Origin of the sequence: Ditibartonella apihabitans, assembly GCF_002007485.1 — a bacterium.
Taxonomy (GTDB): domain Bacteria; phylum Pseudomonadota; class Alphaproteobacteria; order Rhizobiales; family Rhizobiaceae; genus Bartonella; species Bartonella apihabitans.
In genome coordinates this window covers 905498-924563 of the sequence record NZ_CP015820.1, presented here as the reverse complement: position 1 = coordinate 924563, position 19066 = coordinate 905498, and the positions used below count along the sequence as shown (strand labels likewise).

At 45.2% G+C, this 19066-nt stretch carries 17 protein-coding genes and 1 pseudogene; 4 read left to right on the top strand and 14 right to left on the bottom strand.

Annotated elements, in window-relative coordinates; translation table 11 throughout:
* Positions 1-161 precede the first annotated feature (161 nt).
* The 6 genes and pseudogenes from recO to BBC0178_RS04080 all read right to left on the bottom strand — a co-directional run bounded on the left by recO (position 162) and on the right by BBC0178_RS04080 (position 4378).
* Positions 162-892, bottom strand: a pseudogene (gene recO, locus BBC0178_RS04105) (DNA repair protein RecO).
* 2 nt (positions 893-894) lie between these two features.
* The gene (gene era / locus BBC0178_RS04100) at positions 895-1800 is read right to left on the bottom strand and encodes a GTPase Era (protein ID WP_077970932.1); all 906 of its coding nucleotides are present in this window, start codon (positions 1798-1800) and stop codon (positions 895-897) included.
* Positions 1793-2500 (bottom strand): ribonuclease III, encoded by a 708-nt coding sequence (gene rnc / locus BBC0178_RS04095; RefSeq protein WP_078039308.1) that lies wholly within the window; start codon positions 2498-2500, stop codon positions 1793-1795. Before rnc ends, era begins: the two co-directional genes overlap by 8 nt.
* An 8-nt stretch (positions 2501-2508) precedes the next feature.
* Positions 2509-3288, bottom strand: coding sequence for a signal peptidase I (gene lepB / locus BBC0178_RS04090; RefSeq protein WP_370541275.1), 780 nt, complete (start codon positions 3286-3288; stop codon positions 2509-2511).
* A gap of 71 nt (positions 3289-3359) precedes the next feature.
* Positions 3360-3770 carry a holo-ACP synthase gene (gene acpS, locus BBC0178_RS04085; RefSeq protein WP_077970926.1) on the bottom strand — a complete coding sequence of 137 codons (411 nt, stop codon included), beginning with the start codon at positions 3768-3770 and terminating at the stop codon, positions 3360-3362.
* Positions 3767-4378, bottom strand: a complete 612-nt coding sequence (locus tag BBC0178_RS04080; RefSeq protein ID WP_077970924.1) for a DUF2062 domain-containing protein — start codon at positions 4376-4378, stop codon at positions 3767-3769. The genes acpS and BBC0178_RS04080 overlap by 4 nt, the downstream gene beginning before the upstream one ends.
* A 175-nt stretch (positions 4379-4553) precedes the next feature.
* Here BBC0178_RS04080 and BBC0178_RS04075 point away from each other — a divergent pair, with 175 nt between their 5' ends.
* Entirely contained in the window at positions 4554-5750 is a 1197-nt protein-coding gene (locus BBC0178_RS04075; protein WP_078039306.1) for an MFS transporter, read from the top strand.
* A 131-nt stretch (positions 5751-5881) separates the two neighbouring features.
* On the opposite strand, the gene hemN is transcribed toward BBC0178_RS04075, so the two are convergent.
* The 5 genes from hemN to rpoZ form a co-directional block, all read right to left on the bottom strand.
* Entirely contained in the window at positions 5882-7216 is a 1335-nt protein-coding gene (gene hemN / locus BBC0178_RS04070) for an oxygen-independent coproporphyrinogen III oxidase (RefSeq protein ID WP_078039305.1), read from the bottom strand.
* A gap of 73 nt (positions 7217-7289) precedes the next feature.
* Positions 7290-8042, bottom strand: a complete 753-nt coding sequence (locus BBC0178_RS04065; protein WP_188317769.1) for a helix-turn-helix domain-containing protein — start codon at positions 8040-8042, stop codon at positions 7290-7292.
* An 87-nt stretch (positions 8043-8129) separates the two neighbouring features.
* A complete protein-coding gene (gene pyrE, locus BBC0178_RS04060) occupies positions 8130-8708 on the bottom strand; it encodes an orotate phosphoribosyltransferase (RefSeq protein WP_077970919.1) in 579 nt (192 codons plus the stop codon).
* Between the two features lie 138 nt (positions 8709-8846).
* Positions 8847-11075 carry a RelA/SpoT family protein gene (locus tag BBC0178_RS04055; RefSeq protein WP_077970918.1) on the bottom strand — a complete coding sequence of 743 codons (2229 nt, stop codon included), beginning with the start codon at positions 11073-11075 and terminating at the stop codon, positions 8847-8849.
* A 133-nt stretch (positions 11076-11208) separates the two neighbouring features.
* A complete protein-coding gene (rpoZ, locus tag BBC0178_RS04050) occupies positions 11209-11613 on the bottom strand; it encodes a DNA-directed RNA polymerase subunit omega (protein ID WP_077970917.1) in 405 nt (134 codons plus the stop codon).
* A 196-nt stretch (positions 11614-11809) separates the two neighbouring features.
* Here rpoZ and BBC0178_RS04045 point away from each other — a divergent pair, with 196 nt between their 5' ends.
* Together BBC0178_RS04045 and BBC0178_RS04040 are read left to right on the top strand one after the other, a co-directional pair.
* A complete protein-coding gene (locus BBC0178_RS04045) occupies positions 11810-12403 on the top strand; it encodes a LabA-like NYN domain-containing protein (protein ID WP_077970916.1) in 594 nt (197 codons plus the stop codon).
* The gene (locus tag BBC0178_RS04040; protein ID WP_078039304.1) at positions 12403-13101 is read left to right on the top strand and encodes a uracil-DNA glycosylase; all 699 of its coding nucleotides are present in this window, start codon (positions 12403-12405) and stop codon (positions 13099-13101) included. The genes BBC0178_RS04045 and BBC0178_RS04040 overlap by 1 nt, the downstream gene beginning before the upstream one ends.
* A gap of 401 nt (positions 13102-13502) precedes the next feature.
* On the opposite strand, the gene smpB is transcribed toward BBC0178_RS04040, so the two are convergent.
* Entirely contained in the window at positions 13503-13979 is a 477-nt protein-coding gene (smpB, locus tag BBC0178_RS04035; RefSeq protein ID WP_078039303.1) for an SsrA-binding protein SmpB, read from the bottom strand.
* A 21-nt stretch (positions 13980-14000) separates the two neighbouring features.
* Entirely contained in the window at positions 14001-14885 is an 885-nt protein-coding gene (dapA, locus tag BBC0178_RS04030; RefSeq protein ID WP_078039302.1) for a 4-hydroxy-tetrahydrodipicolinate synthase, read from the bottom strand.
* A 280-nt stretch (positions 14886-15165) separates the two neighbouring features.
* On the opposite strand from dapA, the gene BBC0178_RS04025 reads away from it, so the two are divergent.
* A complete protein-coding gene (locus BBC0178_RS04025) occupies positions 15166-17274 on the top strand; it encodes a lytic transglycosylase domain-containing protein (protein ID WP_418214909.1) in 2109 nt (702 codons plus the stop codon).
* A gap of 598 nt (positions 17275-17872) precedes the next feature.
* Here the strand turns inward: BBC0178_RS04025 and BBC0178_RS04020 are convergent.
* Positions 17873-18547, bottom strand: coding sequence for a hypothetical protein (locus BBC0178_RS04020; RefSeq protein ID WP_149867416.1), 675 nt, complete (start codon positions 18545-18547; stop codon positions 17873-17875).
* Positions 18548-19066 lie beyond the last annotated feature (519 nt).

The window sequence follows — 19066 nt, the reverse complement described above, 5'->3', positions numbered from 1 at the left end:
TACATGTCGTTCCGGATGAACATTATCAAGAGTTTTCGGTGCTTCGCTTTCTTGTTTTGATGAGTATCTGCAAAAACCAAGGCAAGATTATTACAGTCCCATTCTGCTTAGCGTTTGCTTTAGAAAGTGATCCTCTCAATGCCGTTGGTCTTACCAACCATTTATTTATTTAAAAAACGGGAAAGTGATTCAAGAAAACCCTCCCTCACCTTCGGTGGTTCAATACCGCGAGCATTCCAAACATTACGGGTTAAAAAATATCCGGTTAAAAAAAGCCTTGTTTGATGTCTTCGAAATTTTTCGGGCGCTCCGAACTTTTTAGCAAAAATTCCGGAAGCGGCAATAATTTATCTTTCCATGGTTCCCCTGCCTCTTCACAAATGGCTCGTGCCGTTTTTGGCGAGACATATTTGAGGTTTTCGTGCTTTCCTGTAGCCCCGCATTTTGACAGATCAAGGCCGAATCCCGTCGCCTCCAGCAACTTTATTTCGAATCTCACCATCAATTCGCCGGTAATAAGCTCGTCGTCGATATTGTTGATCAGAAGCTCGAATATATCGTAAAGGGCGGGATAAGGGTCCCGTTCGGGAAGGAGTCTGATATGGGCTGCCGCCAATTGCAATGCGTATAATGCATGCGGTTCCACCATCATACGGGAAGCGTTAAAATCAACCGGTTCGAGTTTAAAGATTCCCAGATGTTCGTCGAGCCTTGCCCACCAATCGGCAATGACCCTGTTTCCGGGCTGGAGAACAGCGCTCATCTTGCGGGATCTTCCGCCTTTGACCAATCCCATATGACGACCGTGCGAGCGGGTCATCACTTCAACTATGGCGCTCGTTTCACCATGTTGTCTGGTACCAAGAATAAACGCCGGTTCTTTCCATTCCATTGTTAGTTCGAATAGTCCAATCCCATTTCGCGATAGCGTTCCGGATCATCGCTCCAATGATCGCGCACTTTGACGAATAAAAAGAGATGCACCTTTTGTTCGAGGATATCCATCAACTCTTTTCTGGCGGCCTGCCCTATTGCTTTGATCGTTTCGCCTTTTGTGCCCAGAACAATTTTTTTCTGCCCCTCGCGTTCGACATAGATGATCTGGTTAATTTTTACCGATCCGTCCGGCCGCTCTTCCCAGCTTTCAGTCTCAACCGTGGAAGCATAGGGTAATTCATTATGCAGCCGCATATAAAGCTTTTCACGTGTAATTTCGGCTGCCAATTGACGCATCGGCATATCCGATATCTGGTCTTCGGGATAATACCATGGGCCCTCGGGTAGCTTTTTTGCCATATAATCAAGAAGATCATCGCAGCCGGTTCCCTTTAAAGCCGAGATCATAAAGGTTTCGGAAAATGTTTGGCCTTCATTCAACTTCTTCGTAAGTTCAAGAAGCGAAGGACGCGGTACCGAATCCACTTTATTGATGACCAGTATTTTTTCCTGTTTTACCTTGGAAAGAGACGCAAAAACTTCTTCGGTTTCCTCGTCCAGTCCCTTTGCCGCATCCACAAGGACAAGGACAATATCGGCATCTTTCGCGCCACTCCATGCTGTTGTGACCATCGCCCGATCAAGTCGCCGTTTGGGAGTAAAAATACCCGGTGTATCGACGAGCACAATCTGGGTATTGTTGTGAATGATGATACCGCGAATAAGTGCACGTGTGGTTTGCACCTTATGGGTAACAATCGAAACTTTGGTTCCCACGAGCCTGTTGACAAGTGTGGATTTACCGACATTCGGAGCACCGATCAAAGCAACAAAACCGGAATGTGTCTTATTATCATTATTCATTATTCTGGCTTTCGCTTTCTTCCCAGACATTTTCACGCACGAGGAGTTTTTCTGCTGCGTTGCGCTCGGCCTCACGTTTCGAGCGACCCCTCCCCGTTTCGGGGGCAAACCCCGCAACACGGACTTCTATATCGAAAATCGGGTCATGATCGGGCCCATGGCGTTTTACAACACGATATTGCGGCTGCGCACCATTTTGGGTATGTGCCCATTCCTGCAATTCGGTTTTAGCATCTCTGCGAGCAGCACCTGACTGGCGGGCGCGTTCTTCCCAATACCGGCGTATAAATGGACGTACTGCATCAAGGCCACCATCCAGATACATCGCTGCAATCAATGCTTCTACGACATCGGCATGCATATTTGCCAAACGCCGCTCGTCAAGATTTTTCATTTCCGCACCGACATAAACGATATCGGGCAAGCCGATTTCCTGTGCAATTGCTGCACAAGTTACTGCATTGACCAAGCCGTTCAATCTTACCGAAAGCTCTCCTTCGCTGGCACGCGGATAAAAACCGAAAAGCATTTCCGAGACTAAAAGTCCCAGCACCCTATCGCCCAAAAACTCCAAACGTTCATAATTGCCATGTGTCTGATCCTGAACACTCGAATGTGTTAAAGCGCGTCTCAAACGCTCTTCGTTCAGAAATTTATGACCTGTCGCCTGTTCCAGTTTTTCGACTTTTTGATGATTCATCTTGATACCTATTTATCAGGCGGAAAATATTTGATTGTCTTCACAGACGAAAACAATCTGTCCCACCTTATATCTGCTGGCCAACGCCAGATTTGCCATGCACTTGCACCGTTTCCTATCGAAAAGAAAATAATATTGGCGCGGCCGACAAGATTTTCATAAGGCACATAACCGATACTCAACCGGCTATCGTCCGAGCGGTCACGATTATCGCCCATCATAAAATAATAGCCTTCGGGCACTTCGAACACTTTGGTATCGTCCAGTTGGGGATAATACTCCATATCAAGTGTATTATAAGTCACCCCGTTCGGCATGGTTTCGCGGTAAACATCGACTGGTCTTGCGACTTCGGTCACATCCGCATTGGTAATTTGTCCCACGAGTTTACGCGGTACTGCTTCGTCATTAATGTAGAGCGTACCATCGCGAACCTGTATCCTGTCACCGGGCAGGCCTACAAGTCTCTTGATATAATAATCGTTTATTCTGTTCGGCGGGCGGAACACAATAACATCACCGCGTTTTGGCTCACCCCCGAAGATACGTCCGGAAAAAAGATTCGGTGAAAAAGGAATCGAGTAACGTGAATAACCGTAGCTATATTTTGAAACAAAAAGATAGTCGCCCACAAGCAAAGTCGGCCGCATCGAGCCGGAAGGGATTCTAAAGGGCTGGAAAAGAAGTGTTTGAAACAGAACTGCAATAATGAGCGCCTGTATGACGATAGAAACAAGTTCGCCAACTCCTCCACTCTTTTGTGTCTTGGGGGAAAGAGTGTTTTCCATTTCGTTCATTTCTGTTTCGCCCTTATAATAAAGATTGCTCTATTCAATATGAATTCTATTTATATCGTACTTCAAGCAATCTCTTGAAAAGAAACCGCCTCGATAATTACAAAAGCCTGAGCCCAAGGAAAATCGTCTGTAATTGTCAAATGAATAATCGCTTTGTGCCCTTCGGGTGTCATTTTTTCAAGAAATCTTTTTGCATTATTGGTGAGCTCCATTGTGGGTTTTCCGCTTGGCAGGTTGACAACCCCCATATCTTTCCACCACACGCCGCGAGAAATGCCGGTGCCAAGCGCTTTTGCACAAGCTTCTTTTGCTGCAAAACGCTTGGCATATGAGGCAACGCGATTTTTCCTTCCCTCCGATTTTATTCTTTCGACAGAAGTAAAAATCCGTTCGGTAAAACGGCTGCCATGACGCGCAAGAGTTTTTTCAACCCTGCGAATATCAATCATATCATTGCCAATACCAAGAATCACTGCCAAGCACCTTGTTTTTCTTCCTTCTCAAGCCGCACACGCACCTTTTCGGCCATTTTTTCCTGCCTGTGTTTTTGAAAGCGGGCGGTTGCGCGATAAGCACAAATATAGGCCAAACTTCCCAAAAACAATCCGAGGATCAATCCTCCAAAAAGAATGGGCTTCATGACTGTGTCCCACGCTTCAAGCAGAATTCCCCAGGCTTGAGAAACTGAAAGACCTTCAAACATTGCACGTATTTCAGCCAATGGTATTTCGTCAGCATTGCCAAAAAACGAAAAACAGAAATGTCCAAGTTTATAATCGAGCATCACAATCGGCAGAAATGTCAACGGATTGGAAAGCATTGTACCGAGAATGGCTGCCGCTACATTTCCACGCAAAAGCCAGGTTACCAACCCTGCGAGAATGATATGAAGCCCGAATAATGGGGAACTGGCAGCCAAAACACCAATAGCAAATCCCAACGCCACCTGATGCGGCGTTGCAGAGATACGTAACAAGCGTTTTCCGTAATATTTCAATGAACGAGAAAATGACCGCCGTGGCCACAACCACACACGTATCCGTTCCAAGAAACTTACAGGTTTTCTTCGGCGAAAAAGCATTTTGTCTTCATAAACGCCCCGACAGCACGAGACAATCTTTAATATTCAAATTATTGTCCTAACCTGAATTTTTCGCTTCTATTCAACAACACAATCACTTTACCCTACAGATTTTTAGCTTGCTGGCCATTATTTTAAAAGTTAAAAAATCTTCATCCATGGGAGAGAAGAGGACATGACCATACCGAAAAGCGGTACCGCCGGACAAGTGGAAACTACTTTTATTTCCATAATCTTCGCTGTGAGTTGTGGACATTTTTTGAACGATGTCATGCAATCCATGCTTCCCGCCATTTATCCCATTTTGCGTAACAATTATGGCCTGACCTTTCTCCAGATCGGTATTATCACCGCCGTTTACCAAATGACCGGCTCGGTTCTACAACCTCTTATCGGCTTTTATACAGACAAGAAGCCAAGTCCCTATTCTTTACCTTTTGCTTCTGCTTCAACCATGGTCGGGCTGCTTTTGCTCGCCAATGCACATCATTATTACATTCTATTGATCGGCTCGGCCTTTGTCGGACTGGGATCATCCATCTTCCACCCCGAGGCTTCACGTGTTGCCCGTCTGGCGTCCGGCGGGAAATATGGCATCGCACAGTCTATATTTCAAGTTGGCGGCAATTGCGGTTCGGCAATCGGACCGGTGATAGCGGCTGCATTTATCAGCCAGCAACAACGCATCGGCTGGCTTTCCCTTCTTGCCTTTTTCGGTATCATAATTCTGACTTTTGTAAGCCATTGGTATGCCAATAACCTCAAAAGACGTTTGACCAAAAAAACGTCTGCCAATCAACATCACTTGCCCAAAGCCAAAGTTCGTAATGCCATATTCGTTCTTGTCGGCTTAATGTTTGCCAAATATGTCTACATGGCCAGCATGCAGAACTATTATATGTTCTACACAATGGAAAAATTCGGTGTCAGTCTCCATCAGGCCCAGCTTTTGCTGTTCCTCTATCTCGGAGGAATTGCAATCGGTACGATATTCGGTGGACCCATAGGTGATCGTATCGGTGCCAGAACCGTCATCTGGGTGTCTATTCTGGGCGTATTTCCTTTCACCGTCATTCTGCCCTATGTGAGCTTGCCTTTCACGGCAATTCTCACCGTTATTATCGGAATGATTCTGGCGTCGGCATTTCCGGCAATAGTGGTTTTCGCACAGGAACTGATGCCCGGAAAAGTCGGAACGGTGGCGGGGCTGTTTTTCGGTCTTTCATTCGGAATTGGAGCTTTATCTGCTGCCGCACTCGGTCGTGTCATGGATATTGTCGGTTCGCAGACAATGTTTGAAATTTGCTCTTATATGCCGGCACTTGGCCTTATTGCGGTTTTTCTTCCGAAAATACGCACCGGACGAGCCTGACAAACGCAATTCTCGCAATCGGCTATTTCCGCAACGGGCTATATGCCAACCGGCTATTTGTCTTAGAACAAAATTCTTGGCAACAAAATTACTGGTAACAAAATTTCCGGCAACAAAATTTTCAGGATAATCTAAACGGCTGCACTGAATTGGGCAATATTCTGCTGGCGATATGCATCAAACAGGCTCGCAACCGCCCGAACGAAAGGCCGACCTTCTTCTGTCATCTCGATAACACCATCATGTTCAACGGCAATCCCGTCGGCAATAATCGGTTTTAGGCGGTCCAGAGCATCCTGAAATTTCGCTTTTCCGCCAAATTTCGAAAGATCCAGCTTAAAATTGCACATGAGTTCGCCAATCATGACCGCACGGAGCCGGTCATCGTCATTTGTTGCAATGCCTCGCACCGTTGCCATTTCATTTGCATCAATTGTACGGCGATATTGTGCAATTCCCGCGACTGTCTGGGCAAATCCGTCATGAAATTCCGATATTGAAGAACAACCGAACCCGATGAGAACCGGACAGTCATCATCGGTATAACCTTGAAAATTACGATGTAGATTATGTTGTTTTGCCGCAACCGCCAAATGGTCTTCGGGAAGCGCGAAATGATCAATACCGATCGGAATATACCCCATAGCGACAAGATTTTTTTCAACTGCTTCAGCCTGATGAAAACGTGCAAGCGGACCGGGAAGCAATGCCGCATCGATCAGGCGTTGATTGGCACGCCTTTTCGGCAAATGAGCATAACCATAACAAGCGATACGATCAGGACGATAGTCTCCGATTGTCCGGCATGTATCATTCAGCGTCTCGATTGTCTGAAGTGGAAGCCCATAGATCAAATCAAAATTGATATGCTTGATACCTGCCTCGCGGAGATTATCGACAGAACGTTTAACCACTGATGCAGGCTGGATGCGGCCGATTGCTTTTTGAACTTGTGGATTGACATCCTGAACACCAAGGCTTGCACGATTGACACCTATTTCCAGTAATGTCTTGACGAGATCACGGGTAACAGTGCGCGGATCTAGCTCTATGGCGTGTTCTGCTTTTTCATCGAAAGTGAAGAATTCATGCAAGGTTTCCATAATCGCAAGAAACGATTGACGTGGCAGAATGGACGGTGTTCCGCCACCCCAGTGCAAATGCACAATGCGGGGTTTGCCATGTAAATGTTGCGCTTGCAGCTTGATGTCTTTCACGAGACTTTCAGCATAGCCGACGATTGCATCATCTTTCTTCGTGGCTTTGGCATGACAACCACAATAATAGCAAAGTTGCCTGCAATATGGCACATGGATATAGATTGATACAGCCTCGTCAGCCTTTATCTTGCCAAGCCAAGCTGCCCTTTGCTGATCGGAAACAGTAACAAAATCTGCTGCTGTAGGATAGGACGTGTAACGGGGGACCGCCAATGTCGCGTAATGCAACAGTGTTTCCGTTTTCATCTTTTATCCTTCCATGTTGGATTTGCAGATTTTTTCGTTTCACATTCTCTAACACATAATTATAGATCAGACACTATTCAACCTCGCCGGTAATCGCGGCAATCTGCTTCAACAATGTCTGGTCAACGATCTCGACCTGATTGACGGAGAGGAGTTTTATTACCCCTTGCACTTTGAGTTTTGAAAAACAGCGACTGACAGTTTCGATTGTCAAACCGAGATGATCGGCAATGTCTGTTCTATTCATCAGCAAAGTAAGAGGTGAAGCGCGTAAACGATTGTTTTCCATCCGCCTTATCATATCAAAAAGAAACCGCGCGACTTTTTCGACAGGTGACAAACGGCTCAAAATAAGCTGGTTTTCGTAAGAACGCTGCAAAGCATTCTTTGCCATATCAAGAACACGATCACGCACTTCGGAGTGTTGGCGTAAATAGTTTTCAATCATTCTTCGATCAAAAGAACAAACAATAACCGGCGTAATGGCTTCTGCTGTTAAAATATGTGACCCCGCTTCGACAAAGCCTAAAAAATCACCGGCAAAAGCAAATCCGGTAATGCAGCGACGACCATCGTTCAACGTTTTGACAAGCCGCACAGCACCCGAGACGATCGTGTAAATCTTCTCGCGTGCACTCCCTTCCTGAAAAATGGCAGCTCCGGACGAAAAGCTTTCACGATTTTTCAAACTTTCAAGTTCGTTCAAGTCATCGTCGTGCAACGGGGCGCACATTGCCAAATCATGCACCATACATAATTGACAACGCTCACCATTTTTGATTTCGCCCGAACAATTCGGACAATGTGCGTCAGTGCTTGAAATCAAATCTTCTTCCATCAATGATAATTGTTGACCGGCCCGCTTTTTCTCAACCTATGATAAATGAGATAAGGCGACATTTAAAGAAAACAATTATATATTTCTGCTCCCCGGTTTTATTGCCGGAATTTTAGCCAACTCGGCCGGAATTTGATCGGCCGGATAAGAAGGAACTGCATATTCGGCAAGTGGAATAAGCGGCACACCTACGTCTACTTTTCCAGCCGACCGGTCAACGATACAGGCCGCAGCCAGAATTTCCGCCCCTGCTTCACGCATAGCCTCAATGGTTTCTCTTATGGAAAGGCCTGTTGTTACAATATCTTCGACAATGACCACACGCGAACCTTTTGGAATGTCGAACCGGCGCAATCTGAATTTTCCGTTTTCACGCTCGACCCAGATAGACGGTACGCCTAAATGACGGGACGTTTCATAAGAAGGGATAAGTCCGCCAATAGCAGGTCCTACAACGTAATCTATTTTGCCTTTTACATTTTCGCGTATTTTATCAGCAAGAGCGCGACACAATTTTTCAGTCATATCGGCATGCATAAAGACCTTTGCCTTCTGCATGTAGATTGCGCTATGTCGGCCGGAGGTCAAAATGAAATGACCTTCCAATATTGCACCCGCTTTTTTAAAAATATCCAGCACATCTTGCGTATTCATAGATTAACCTCAGTCATTCAGGCGAAACAATTCGCCTTGTATTATCAAGTCGATAAAATTCCGACAATTTTTCCATCTATCACGAGCAACCGCTTAGAACCCAATTACTCAGCACCCGATTACTCAACCCCGTATTACTCAGCCATTGACACGCTCAGCCGTACTTACCGATGCAGCCTCTTTAAGTTGAGTAAGAATTCTGTTCAAGTGTTTTAAGTCCCAAACTTCAAGATCGATGATCATTTCGGTAAAATCCGGTGCGGTTCGTACCATTGACAAATTCTGTATATTCGCATCATTGCCCGCTATTGCTTGCGAGACCTCGGCCAATGACCCGGGAGAATTAATTGCCAATACACTGATACGGGCAGGAAAACGTTCTGTCATTGCCGCATCAATGTCCCAGCGCACATCAATCCACCTTTCCGGCTGGTCATCAAAAGCCTTCAAAGCAGGTGACTGTATAGGATAAATGACGATACCGGCTCCTGGTTGCATAATTCCGACAATTCTGTCACCCGGAACCGCTCCTTCCGGCGCAAAACGCACCGGAACATCACCATGTGTACCACGAATTGGCAAAGCATGGTCTTCCTGATAGGGTCCAACCGGCTTGCTCTTATCGCCTTCGGGTACTTTAAACAGCATACCCTGTGCATTCTGGATATTGAACCAACCTTCTTCACGCGGATTGACGTTCGGCTTTTGTTGGGCGCGGTTATCCTGATAATCGGGGTAGACTGCTTTGACAACATCGGAAGAAGGCAATTCTCCACGTCCGACAGCCGCTAGAACATCATCGACATCCAGCCGTGCCAAGCGCGGCAAGACCTTTTTTAATTCCTCTTTGGAAAACTGCTTGCCGGCACGTTCGAATGTCCGCTCCAATATACGCGTTCCCAAACCAGAATATTGTTTGCGAACAGCCACACGCGTTGCCCTTCTGATGGCTGCACGTGCCTTACCTGTAACAACAAGTGATTCCCAGGCAGCCGGTGGTACCTGCGCCTTCGAGCGGATAATTTCGACTTCGTCGCCATTTCTAAGCGCTGTCATGAGTGGCATGATGCGTCCGTTGATTTTTACGCCGACACAGGAATCGCCGACATCTGTATGGACAGCATAAGCAAAATCAATAGGCGTTGCCCCTTTAGGTAATGCAATAAGGCGTCCTTTTGGTGTAAAGCAGAAAACCTGATCCTGAAACAATTCCAGTTTTGTATGTTCGAGAAATTCTTCAGGATTATCCCCTTCGGATAGTGATTGTATCGTTTGGCGTAACCATGCATAGGCATTGGTTTCGTTTTCGAGCTTGCTCGGGGAATTATTGGAGCCGCGGTCTTTATAAATCGAATGAGCCGCCACACCATATTCGGCTATCTCGTCCATTTCCCGTGTTCTGATTTGCAGTTCTACGCGTTGGCGTGATGGCCCGACAATAGTGGTGTGGATCGAACGATAGTCATTCTGTTTGGGAATTGAAATATAGTCTTTGAATCGTCCGGGAACCATCGGCCAGGTTGTATGAATAATACCCAAAGCACGATAACAATCGGCAACACTATCAACAATCACACGGAAACCATAAATATCCGACAATTGTTCGAATGAGAGCGCTTTGGTTTCCATTTTTCTAAAAACCGAATAAGGCTTTTTCTGCCTGCTTTTGACATAGGCTTTTATGCCATGTTCGGCAAAAAGCTTGGTCAAATCTTTTTCAATTGTCGACAACAGGTCACGATTACGCTCCGAAAGATCGGCCAGCCGATCGGTAACTGCACGATAAGCTTCGGGATTAAGATAGAAAAAAGCGCGATCCTCGAGTTCTTCACGCATATCCTGCATACCCATACGACCGGCAAGCGGGGCATAGATATCCATGGTTTCTTCTGCAATACGACGGCGCTTTTCCTCGCGCATTACACCAAGAGTGCGCATATTATGCAAACGGTCGGCAAGCTTGACCAGAAGAACGCGAACGTCTTCGGAAATAGCGATAAGAAGCTTTCTTAAATTTTCCGCCTGTATGGCTTTTTTCGAAACCAGATCAAGTTTTTTAAGTTTCGTCAGCCCTTCAACCAATTTGCCGATTTCGGGGCCAAAAAGTTGGTCGATTTCCGCACGTGTGGCACTCGTATCTTCAATAGTGTCGTGGAGCAGCGCCACAGCGATCGTTGCTTCATCAAGATGCATATCTGTGAGGATTGCTGCCACTTCCAAAGGATGGGAGAAATAAGGGTCACCGGACGCACGTTTTTGCGAACCATGCTTCTGCATGGCATAAACATAGGCTTTATTGAGCAATGCTTCGTTGACGTCAGGCTTGTAACGCTGGACACGCTCGACAAGCTCGTACTGACGCATCATTCCGGCATACTCCCCTTCTTAAGCGATATGCATATCATGTAACTAAAAATAACAATACAACAAGCAAAAAGCACAAAAAATATGCGCTGCCAAACCGGAAGCGCATATTCACAGTTAAAATATAGAAAAATGATCAATAGTCGTCATTTTTTTCCGGAGCGACCAAGCCTTCAATACCGGCAAGAAGTTCATCTTCCGACATATGATCGAATGAAACCTTGTCGTCCGACTTTTCGCCATTCGAACCGAATACATCATTGGCCTCTTCGCTATGACCAATCAAAGCCGGTTCCGGCTCTGGCTCGTCCACTTCGACATGCTTTTGCAACGAGTGGATGAGATCTTCCTTGAGATCTGCCGGTGACAATGTCTCGTCAGCAATTTCGCGCAAAGCCACAACAGGATTTTTGTCATTGTCTCGATCTACAGTGATCTGTGCGCCTTGCGATATTTGGCGCGCACGATGGGCTGCCAAAAGCACCAGTTCAAAGCGGTTATCAACCTTATCAATACAATCTTCTACCGTAACGCGGGCCATAGATGCCCCTTTCCTAAGAGTTCGCAAATTGATGGAATTGCTTTTGGCATATACAATTTGAAATCAAAAAACAAGAAAAACCGCATTCACTTGATAATTTTTCCAAAAACCTCTCTTGGCAAGTGCCCACAGAGCTGACATATCTAGCGGTAATAATTTGTTAATTAGACCTTTATGGTAAAATGGATATAAAATTATGTTTGACCCAAGAGAAAAAATAGCCCTTTTTATCGACGGAGCGAACCTTTACGCGACCTCGAAAACACTCGGATTCGATATTGATTATCGGAAACTTTTAAAAGCTTTCCAGAAACGCGGCTATTTGCTCAGAGCCTATTATTACACAGCCCTGATCGAAGATCAGGAATACTCGTCAATACGTCCTTTGATCGACTGGCTCGATTATAATGGCTATCGTGTAATCACCAAAAATGCTCGTGAATTTACCGATCCGGCAGGACGGCGCAAAGTAAAAGGCAATATGGACATCGAACTCGCAGTTGATGCCATGGAGCTTTCTGACACTGTCGATCATTTTGTCATTTTTTCCGGCGATGGTGATTTTCGTTCCCTTGTTGAAGCGCTTCAGCGGCGCGGACGCAAGGTAAGTGTTGTTTCGACACTGACAACGCAACCGGCAATGATTTCAGATGAACTCAGGAGACAAGCTGACCACTTCATTGATCTTACAACCTTGAAGCCTGAAATCGGTCGTGCTCCATCTGATAAACCGCAAAAAGAATATCCGGTTGGCAGTGACGATGACACGGACGATGATGAACTCTACTGATGCTTCGGACTTTGAATAAAGAAATTGCGGGGAATAAAGAAATTGCGGGGATTTGTCCGGAGCCTCCGCAAAACTGTGGCCTATGCCCGAGGTTGCGCGATTTTCGTGAAGAATGGCGAAAAAAAGAACCACTTTGGTATAATGGACCTGTTAAGCCCTTTTTACCTTTTGACGGAATCGATTCGACCCGACTTCTCATAGTTGGTTTGGCACCGGGACTAAGAGGTGCGAATCGCACTGGCAGACCGTTCACTGGCGACTATGCCGGTGACCTTCTCTATTCGACGTTAAAAAAATATGGCTTTGCCCGCGGTATTTTTGAAGCAAGAGTTGATGATAGTTTGGAGCTGGTTGACACAACAATTGTCAACGCTGTGCGGTGTGTTCCACCTGAAAACAAGCCGACAGGAGCAGAAATCAATCAATGTCGGCAATTTTTTGCGCCGCTTCTTGAAAATTTGCCAAGATTAAAGGCCGTTGTAACTTTGGGATCAATTGCGCATCAATCAACTGTCCGCGCCCTTGGTGCGAAAATTGCGCAGCACCCCTTCGGACATGGCAAGGTCACAGATATCGGACATTTGCGGATTTTTCCAAGTTATCATTGCTCAAGATATAACACCAACACTGGCCGACTGACCGAGATGATGTTTCATGAAATTTTTTCGGCAGTACGTGATTATCTTGATCAAAACTAGTCTGATTTAATGATCGAATGTAATTGATTTGCTTTGTATTAACGTAAACGCTGTTTGTCCGCTACCGATCTTCCTGCTTTGGAACATCGAAGCGGCAATTTTTTTGAGTAAAAGTCTTATCATTAGATAAGACGAAATCGCTTTTTGAATATGAACACATCCTTTGGCTGTTTCAGGCTAAAGTGCCCCTTGCCTGTTGGGCAATTGCGTCCTCTTATAAAAGTCTTTTGGCTCGTCCAATGGCCGGTTTTCTTCCGGCATCCGTTTCTTGTCAGTTAATTTTCTTTCAAGGCGGATTGATTTCTATCTAAAAAACGAAAAGCCGCGAATGAAACCTTTTTACAGAAGCGCATCAGATAATAAACAAGCGCATCAGAAAAATTTTCGAGTTATATAGACCATTAACCGCGTTCACGCATGAGGCGTGCTTTTTCACGATTCCAGTCACGTTTCTTTTCCGTTTCGCGTTTGTCGTGAATCTTTTTGCCTCGGGCTAATGCGATCTCCAGTTTGACCCGCCCGCGATCATTGAAATAAAGTTTCAAAGGAACGATCGTCATTCCTTCTCGTGCTACGGCATTTGCCCAACGCGACATTTCATGCTTTGAAACAAGGAGTTTTCGCAATCGACGTGGATCGTGATTGAATCTGTTTCCTTGCACATATTCCGGAATATAGGAATTGATCAACCAGAACTCGCCATTTTCAAAACTTGCATAGCTTTCGGCAATGTTTCCGTGATGCGAGCGTAGAGATTTGACTTCTGTACCCTGCAGAACCACCCCGGCTTCCAATGTGTCCAGAATTTCATAATTGAAACGTGCCTTGCGGTTATCAGCGACGACTTTATAGGCCGAGGAAGTGTTCTTTTTATTCATGAATTACCAAATAGCCAGCTATTAATCGTTGACAAGACCTGCATGCTTCAATGCAGCATCAATAATATGTTTTGTCGTATCTTCGATTGGCACAATTGGCGAACGCACAACACTTGTGCAGATACCGAGTTTTTCAGCAGCATATTTGACACCGGCAGGACTCGGCTCCAAAAAGAGAGCACGATTAAGCGGCATCAAGCGGTCGTTCAATTCAAGTGCTTTGGCAAAATTGTTTTCGCGGCATGCCTGAAAAAGCTCGGCACATTGTTTAGGCGCAATATTGGAAGTGACAGAAATACAGCCAACACCGCCCTGCGCGTTAAATCCCAATGCCGTGCTATCGTCGCCCGAAAGTTGAACAAAATCCTTGCCGCATTTTTGCCGTTGCTCACTAACACGCTCGATCTTGCCCGTTGCGTCCTTGACACCGATAATATTTTTACAATCATGGTGGAGCTTGGCCATTGTATCGGCCGTCATATCGATTACCGAGCGACCGGGAATATTATAAATGATAAGCGGAATAGAAATGGCTTTTGCGACGGTCGAGAAGTGTTGATACATTCCTCGCTGGTTCGGCTTATTATAATAAGGAGTAACCACCAGAACCGCGTCTGCACCGGCCTTTTCTGCAAATTCTGCAAGTTCAACCGCTTCTTTTGTGCTATTGGATCCGGCTCCTGCAATAACCGGAACACGTTTTGCGACCTGCCGGACACATAGTTCGATGACGCGTTTGTGTTCCTGATAGCTTAGTGTCGGCGATTCTCCGGTCGTTCCAACGGGGACAATACCGTTAATGCCTTGTTTGACCTGCCATTCGACAAGATCACATAGTGTTTTTTCTGCAACATTACCGTTTTTGTCGAAAGGTGTAATAAGTGCGGTCAGTGCTCCCTTGAGCATGGTAAACTCCCTGATTATATATTCGGTATTAAGGCATTTGCCCCTTCAATAAGCCTTTTAAACCATAGTATCGCCATACGAATGACGCAAGTTGATTTTAACTTACCGACATGTCTTGGTCGAGGGAAATAATTCGCTCTTGCAAAAGAGTTTAACAAGACAAAAATTCGATAACATGTTTTCTTTTTATTGATAGGCGAAAGGAAGAAATCGTTAACCCGTCTTTCACAGTTGGCACTTATGCTCTTACAAAAATGATGGAAATTGGGTCTTTGGAAGTATGATGCACAATCACACATCAGCTGTTCTAGAAAAAACGATGATTTCATTCTTCGCGGTGAGCACCATGCTTTCCACGATTTTTGACAGTCATGCGACTTCGGCTTTAAGTCAAGCGCCTGTGCCACTTGCCCGCCCGTCCATTGCAACATCGAAAAGCGCTGTCACGATAAAATCCGATGCTATTGTAACAAATGGCATTCCGCGGACAGTCAACAGCATAGCCACGGGAAGTCTTAAATCGGGGCTCGACGCGCTCTACAGCAAACAAGCATCGAATGCCATAGCAATCCGCAACAATATGCCGAAAAACAGTCTGGACCGACACATTCTGACTTGGGCAATCGGTGTATCGGGAGTTCCCGGCGTGCCGAGCTCCGAAATATTCAACGCAGCGCAAGAATTGCACGACTGGCCCGGCATGACAGCAATGCGCCGCAATTCAGAACGTGCGCTTGCCAGTGAAATGAATTCCCCGCAAGCAATCATCAGCGGCTTTGGAAATTATGTTCCTGTAACCGCACAAGGCATGGCAGCCCTTGGCGGTGCTCTGATTGAAACCGGCCAAACGGCACGCGCACGGCAAATCATTGCACCTTGGTGGTATAAAGCGAAACTCAGTGCACAGGAAGAACAGCTCGTGTTGAAAAAAGCCGGCGCGGCATTGCTTCCGGCAGATCATCTCCAACGCATGCGCGCAATGCTTTATGCCAATCGTATTTCTTCTGCCGAACGGGTAGCAAAATTGGCAAATGCCCAGTCTCTCTATGCCGGTTATGCGGCTGTTGCCAATAATGACTCGAATGCCCGCCAAAAACTTGCAGCCGTTGATAAAAGCTTCCGCAAAGATTCGCTTTATCTTTTTGCCCAAATTCAATATTTGCGCCGCTCCGGCCAATGTGATGACGCGGCAAAGCTCATGTTAAAAGCGCCGAAAGATGCTCTAACGCTTGTCGACCCGGATGCGTGGTGGATTGAACGGCGTGTTTTGTCACGCGAAATGCTTGATGAAAACAAGCCGAAAATCGCCTATCAACTGGCAGCCGCCCATTCGGCCGAAAGTCCGACACTGGCAGCCGACGCAGAATTTCATGCCGGCTGGTATGCTCTGCGATTTTTAGGTGATAATAAAACGGCAATGCAACACTTTTCCCGTATTGTGCAAATTTCCTCACGACCGGTTGCGGCCTCCCGTGGGTATTATTGGATGGGCAGAACTGCCGAAGCACAAGGAAATCGTAGCAACGCCATCCAATATTTCCGCCGCGCCGCCCATTATGGCACTACTTTTTATGGCCAACTTTCTGCCGCCCGACTTGGAGAACAGAGGCTTGAAATTCCTTATCCGAAGCCAACCGCAAGTGATCGCCAGCGTTTTGAATCACGCGAACCGGTTATGGCTATAAAGAGACTTGAAGCGATCGGATATTCCGATCGTGCAGGTGTCCTTTATCGTGAACTCGGAGAGGAACTTGATAGCCCGGGTGAGCTTGCTATGCTCGCTGTTATGGCAGAGCGTAAAGGCGACCATTATACGAGCTTGAAGATCGGCAAAAGTGCGGTCATCAGGGGTATGGATGTCGGATCCCTCTCCCACCCTGTCGGAGCAATTCCCGAAACGGCCAATATTTCGGCTTCCGGCAAGGCACTTGCCTATGCCATTGCAAGGCAAGAAAGCGAATTTAAAACCGATGCGGTTTCAGGTGCGGGTGCCAAAGGCATGTTGCAACTTCTTCCGACAACGGCAAAAGCGGTTGCAATCAAAAATTCGATAAAATGGCAACCGGAAAAATTGGCAACCGATGCCGGCTATAATGCGACTTTAGGTGCACATTTCCTCGGCGAACAACTTGACCGCTTCAACGGCTCCTATATCCTGACCTTTATCGGCTATAATGCCGGTCCACGACGCGCCAATGAATGGATCGGTCGCTATGGTGACCCGCGCGGGCAATCGGTCGATTGGGTTGTCGACTGGGTCGAACGTATTCCTTATTCGGAAACCCGCGACTATGTCATGCGTGTCATGGAAAACTATCAGGTTTATAAAGCACGCCTTACAGGCACTGCCGATATTAATGTTGACCTAACCGCCGGTCGTCACAGTTGAAGAATAAATGAATTTCGCTCTTCAATTCCGTCAAATCGGCGCAATAGACCATAAATCCGAGTATTTACGAAATAATATATCTCATAATGTTGGTAAAAATCGTCAAAATTATTTCTTAAATTTTTTTATAAAATAATTATACTAAAATAGTGTATTTAATAAAGACGCGTTCAGATAATCATATTTTTCATTGGGTAGCCGCTACTTAAATGTTTATTTTATATCGCAATTTATCATGATTTTTATATACTATATATACGAACGAGACCGTGTATAGACTATAGCCCTGATTGAATGAGCTCGTCATGAAATGAAACCATATCCAGCACCGATATAATAACATGGATTATATTGGTTATCAGGATTATCGAGGTCATAGGGATTCCGGCTTGTTAACGGATTGGTTCTGACACCTACCATCTTCGAAGTAACGGTTATGACATTGCCGAGTTGAAGCAAATATTTATTAACTTGGAACGATAGATAATTTAACTTCTACCGGATGGCAGTCAAAATGGTTTGGCAAATAATCGTTATGCTTTAGTTCTTTCTATCCGCGCCAAGCAAAGCCGGTTTCGATAATGATAGGTTCGATTTTTCATTCCGAACAAGAATTTTGCCAATAACCGCCTTCAGGTTTATCCCAGATACATCTATCATCCAATTGGTAACTTTCCGGTATTTTAATACTTTTATCCGAAGTTTGACGGTCTTTTATTTTATAGAGCGTAGCGCGGTCTAGCGTCAATTTATCACCTTTGAGGGCAATGACACCCGTCGTCATATCCGGCAATATATCCAGAAAGAAAGAAAAAGCCTGTTTGAATTTTTCAGGCATAATGGCGCCTACATCCAGTTCGTCATACACCATCATTCCCGGCTTTATGGCAGATATCTGGTTGATCAAACCAAATCGAGCAAGCCCAATCGGGATAGTTCCGCGAATTGTAATGCTATCCTGATCGACAACAAGCATAAGATAATTATTTGTCTGGTCTGAAAGCAAAATAATGTCGGATTCGACAGTTCCGATATTTTTCAAGGCTTTAACCTTGGCAAGCACCTTGTCACGTTCTCCGCTATCGGGAGCATATCCATGCAAAGTGACATCAAACCCGTCAATGTCATAAGATAGCCAGTTTGTTTCACTGCGCAATTGCCCAAGCTCTTCCGACAGATGCTTTTCCTGGCCGCCTACACCAAACCAGACTGCCATCACAACCACAAACACAGCAATAGTTATGAAAGGCCAGAAGAATTTACGAATTACCATGAACATTTCCCGACAGAGGTCTCACCGTTAACCGTTTTAATCAAAGCTTTTTTCCCATACAATGGCTTTTTAACCCAATTTGAATGATTATAAATAAATTCTTAGAAAACCGTTTCCCGTAAAATGATATAAAAAATATTTTATAATACATGAGATAATATTAGTTTTTTAATATAAATTATAACAATACTCATTTTATTAATTAATAAAAATTCATTATATATTTGTTTTTTAAAAATAAAAATATTTTATGAATTAATGTATTTTTGAATTTATTTAATTTTGTCATCTAAAAATTGCTTATGCACGCCCTCCCCGACAGTAGGAGCTTAACACAAATTTTTCTTGATTAATATTGTCATGTTTTATATAACCGAAAACATCAACGTTCGGGGCGTTGATATTTTGCTCAGCCAGCCAGCCTATAAGCCTAGCAAGCCAAGCGCTTTTTATTGACTAGATAGCACTCAAAAGCGAGGGATTAGGCATGTTGCTGAAAATTGGGACAAGACTGAAAAC

Coding starts and splice junctions, on each gene's coding strand:
- BBC0178_RS04075 (WP_078039306.1), top strand. CDS start 4,554: ATGACCATACCGAAAAGCGGTACCGCCGGACAAGTGGAAACTACTTTT.
- BBC0178_RS04025 (WP_418214909.1), top strand. CDS start 15,166: ATGATGCACAATCACACATCAGCTGTTCTAGAAAAAACGATGATTTCA.
- smpB (WP_078039303.1), bottom strand. CDS start 13,979: ATGAATAAAAAGAACACTTCCTCGGCCTATAAAGTCGTCGCTGATAAC.
- pyrE (WP_077970919.1), bottom strand. CDS start 8,708: ATGAATACGCAAGATGTGCTGGATATTTTTAAAAAAGCGGGTGCAATA.
- hemN (WP_078039305.1), bottom strand. CDS start 7,216: ATGAAAACGGAAACACTGTTGCATTACGCGACATTGGCGGTCCCCCGT.
- BBC0178_RS04055 (WP_077970918.1), bottom strand. CDS start 11,075: ATGATGCGTCAGTACGAGCTTGTCGAGCGTGTCCAGCGTTACAAGCCT.
- BBC0178_RS04020 (WP_149867416.1), bottom strand. CDS start 18,547: ATGGTAATTCGTAAATTCTTCTGGCCTTTCATAACTATTGCTGTGTTT.
- rpoZ (WP_077970917.1), bottom strand. CDS start 11,613: ATGGCCCGCGTTACGGTAGAAGATTGTATTGATAAGGTTGATAACCGC.
- rnc (WP_078039308.1), bottom strand. CDS start 2,500: ATGAATCATCAAAAAGTCGAAAAACTGGAACAGGCGACAGGTCATAAA.
- era (WP_077970932.1), bottom strand. CDS start 1,800: ATGAATAATGATAATAAGACACATTCCGGTTTTGTTGCTTTGATCGGT.
- lepB (WP_370541275.1), bottom strand. CDS start 3,288: ATGGAAAACACTCTTTCCCCCAAGACACAAAAGAGTGGAGGAGTTGGC.
- BBC0178_RS04040 (WP_078039304.1), top strand. CDS start 12,403: ATGCTTCGGACTTTGAATAAAGAAATTGCGGGGAATAAAGAAATTGCG.
- BBC0178_RS04080 (WP_077970924.1), bottom strand. CDS start 4,378: ATGCTTTTTCGCCGAAGAAAACCTGTAAGTTTCTTGGAACGGATACGT.
- BBC0178_RS04045 (WP_077970916.1), top strand. CDS start 11,810: ATGTTTGACCCAAGAGAAAAAATAGCCCTTTTTATCGACGGAGCGAAC.
- dapA (WP_078039302.1), bottom strand. CDS start 14,885: ATGCTCAAGGGAGCACTGACCGCACTTATTACACCTTTCGACAAAAAC.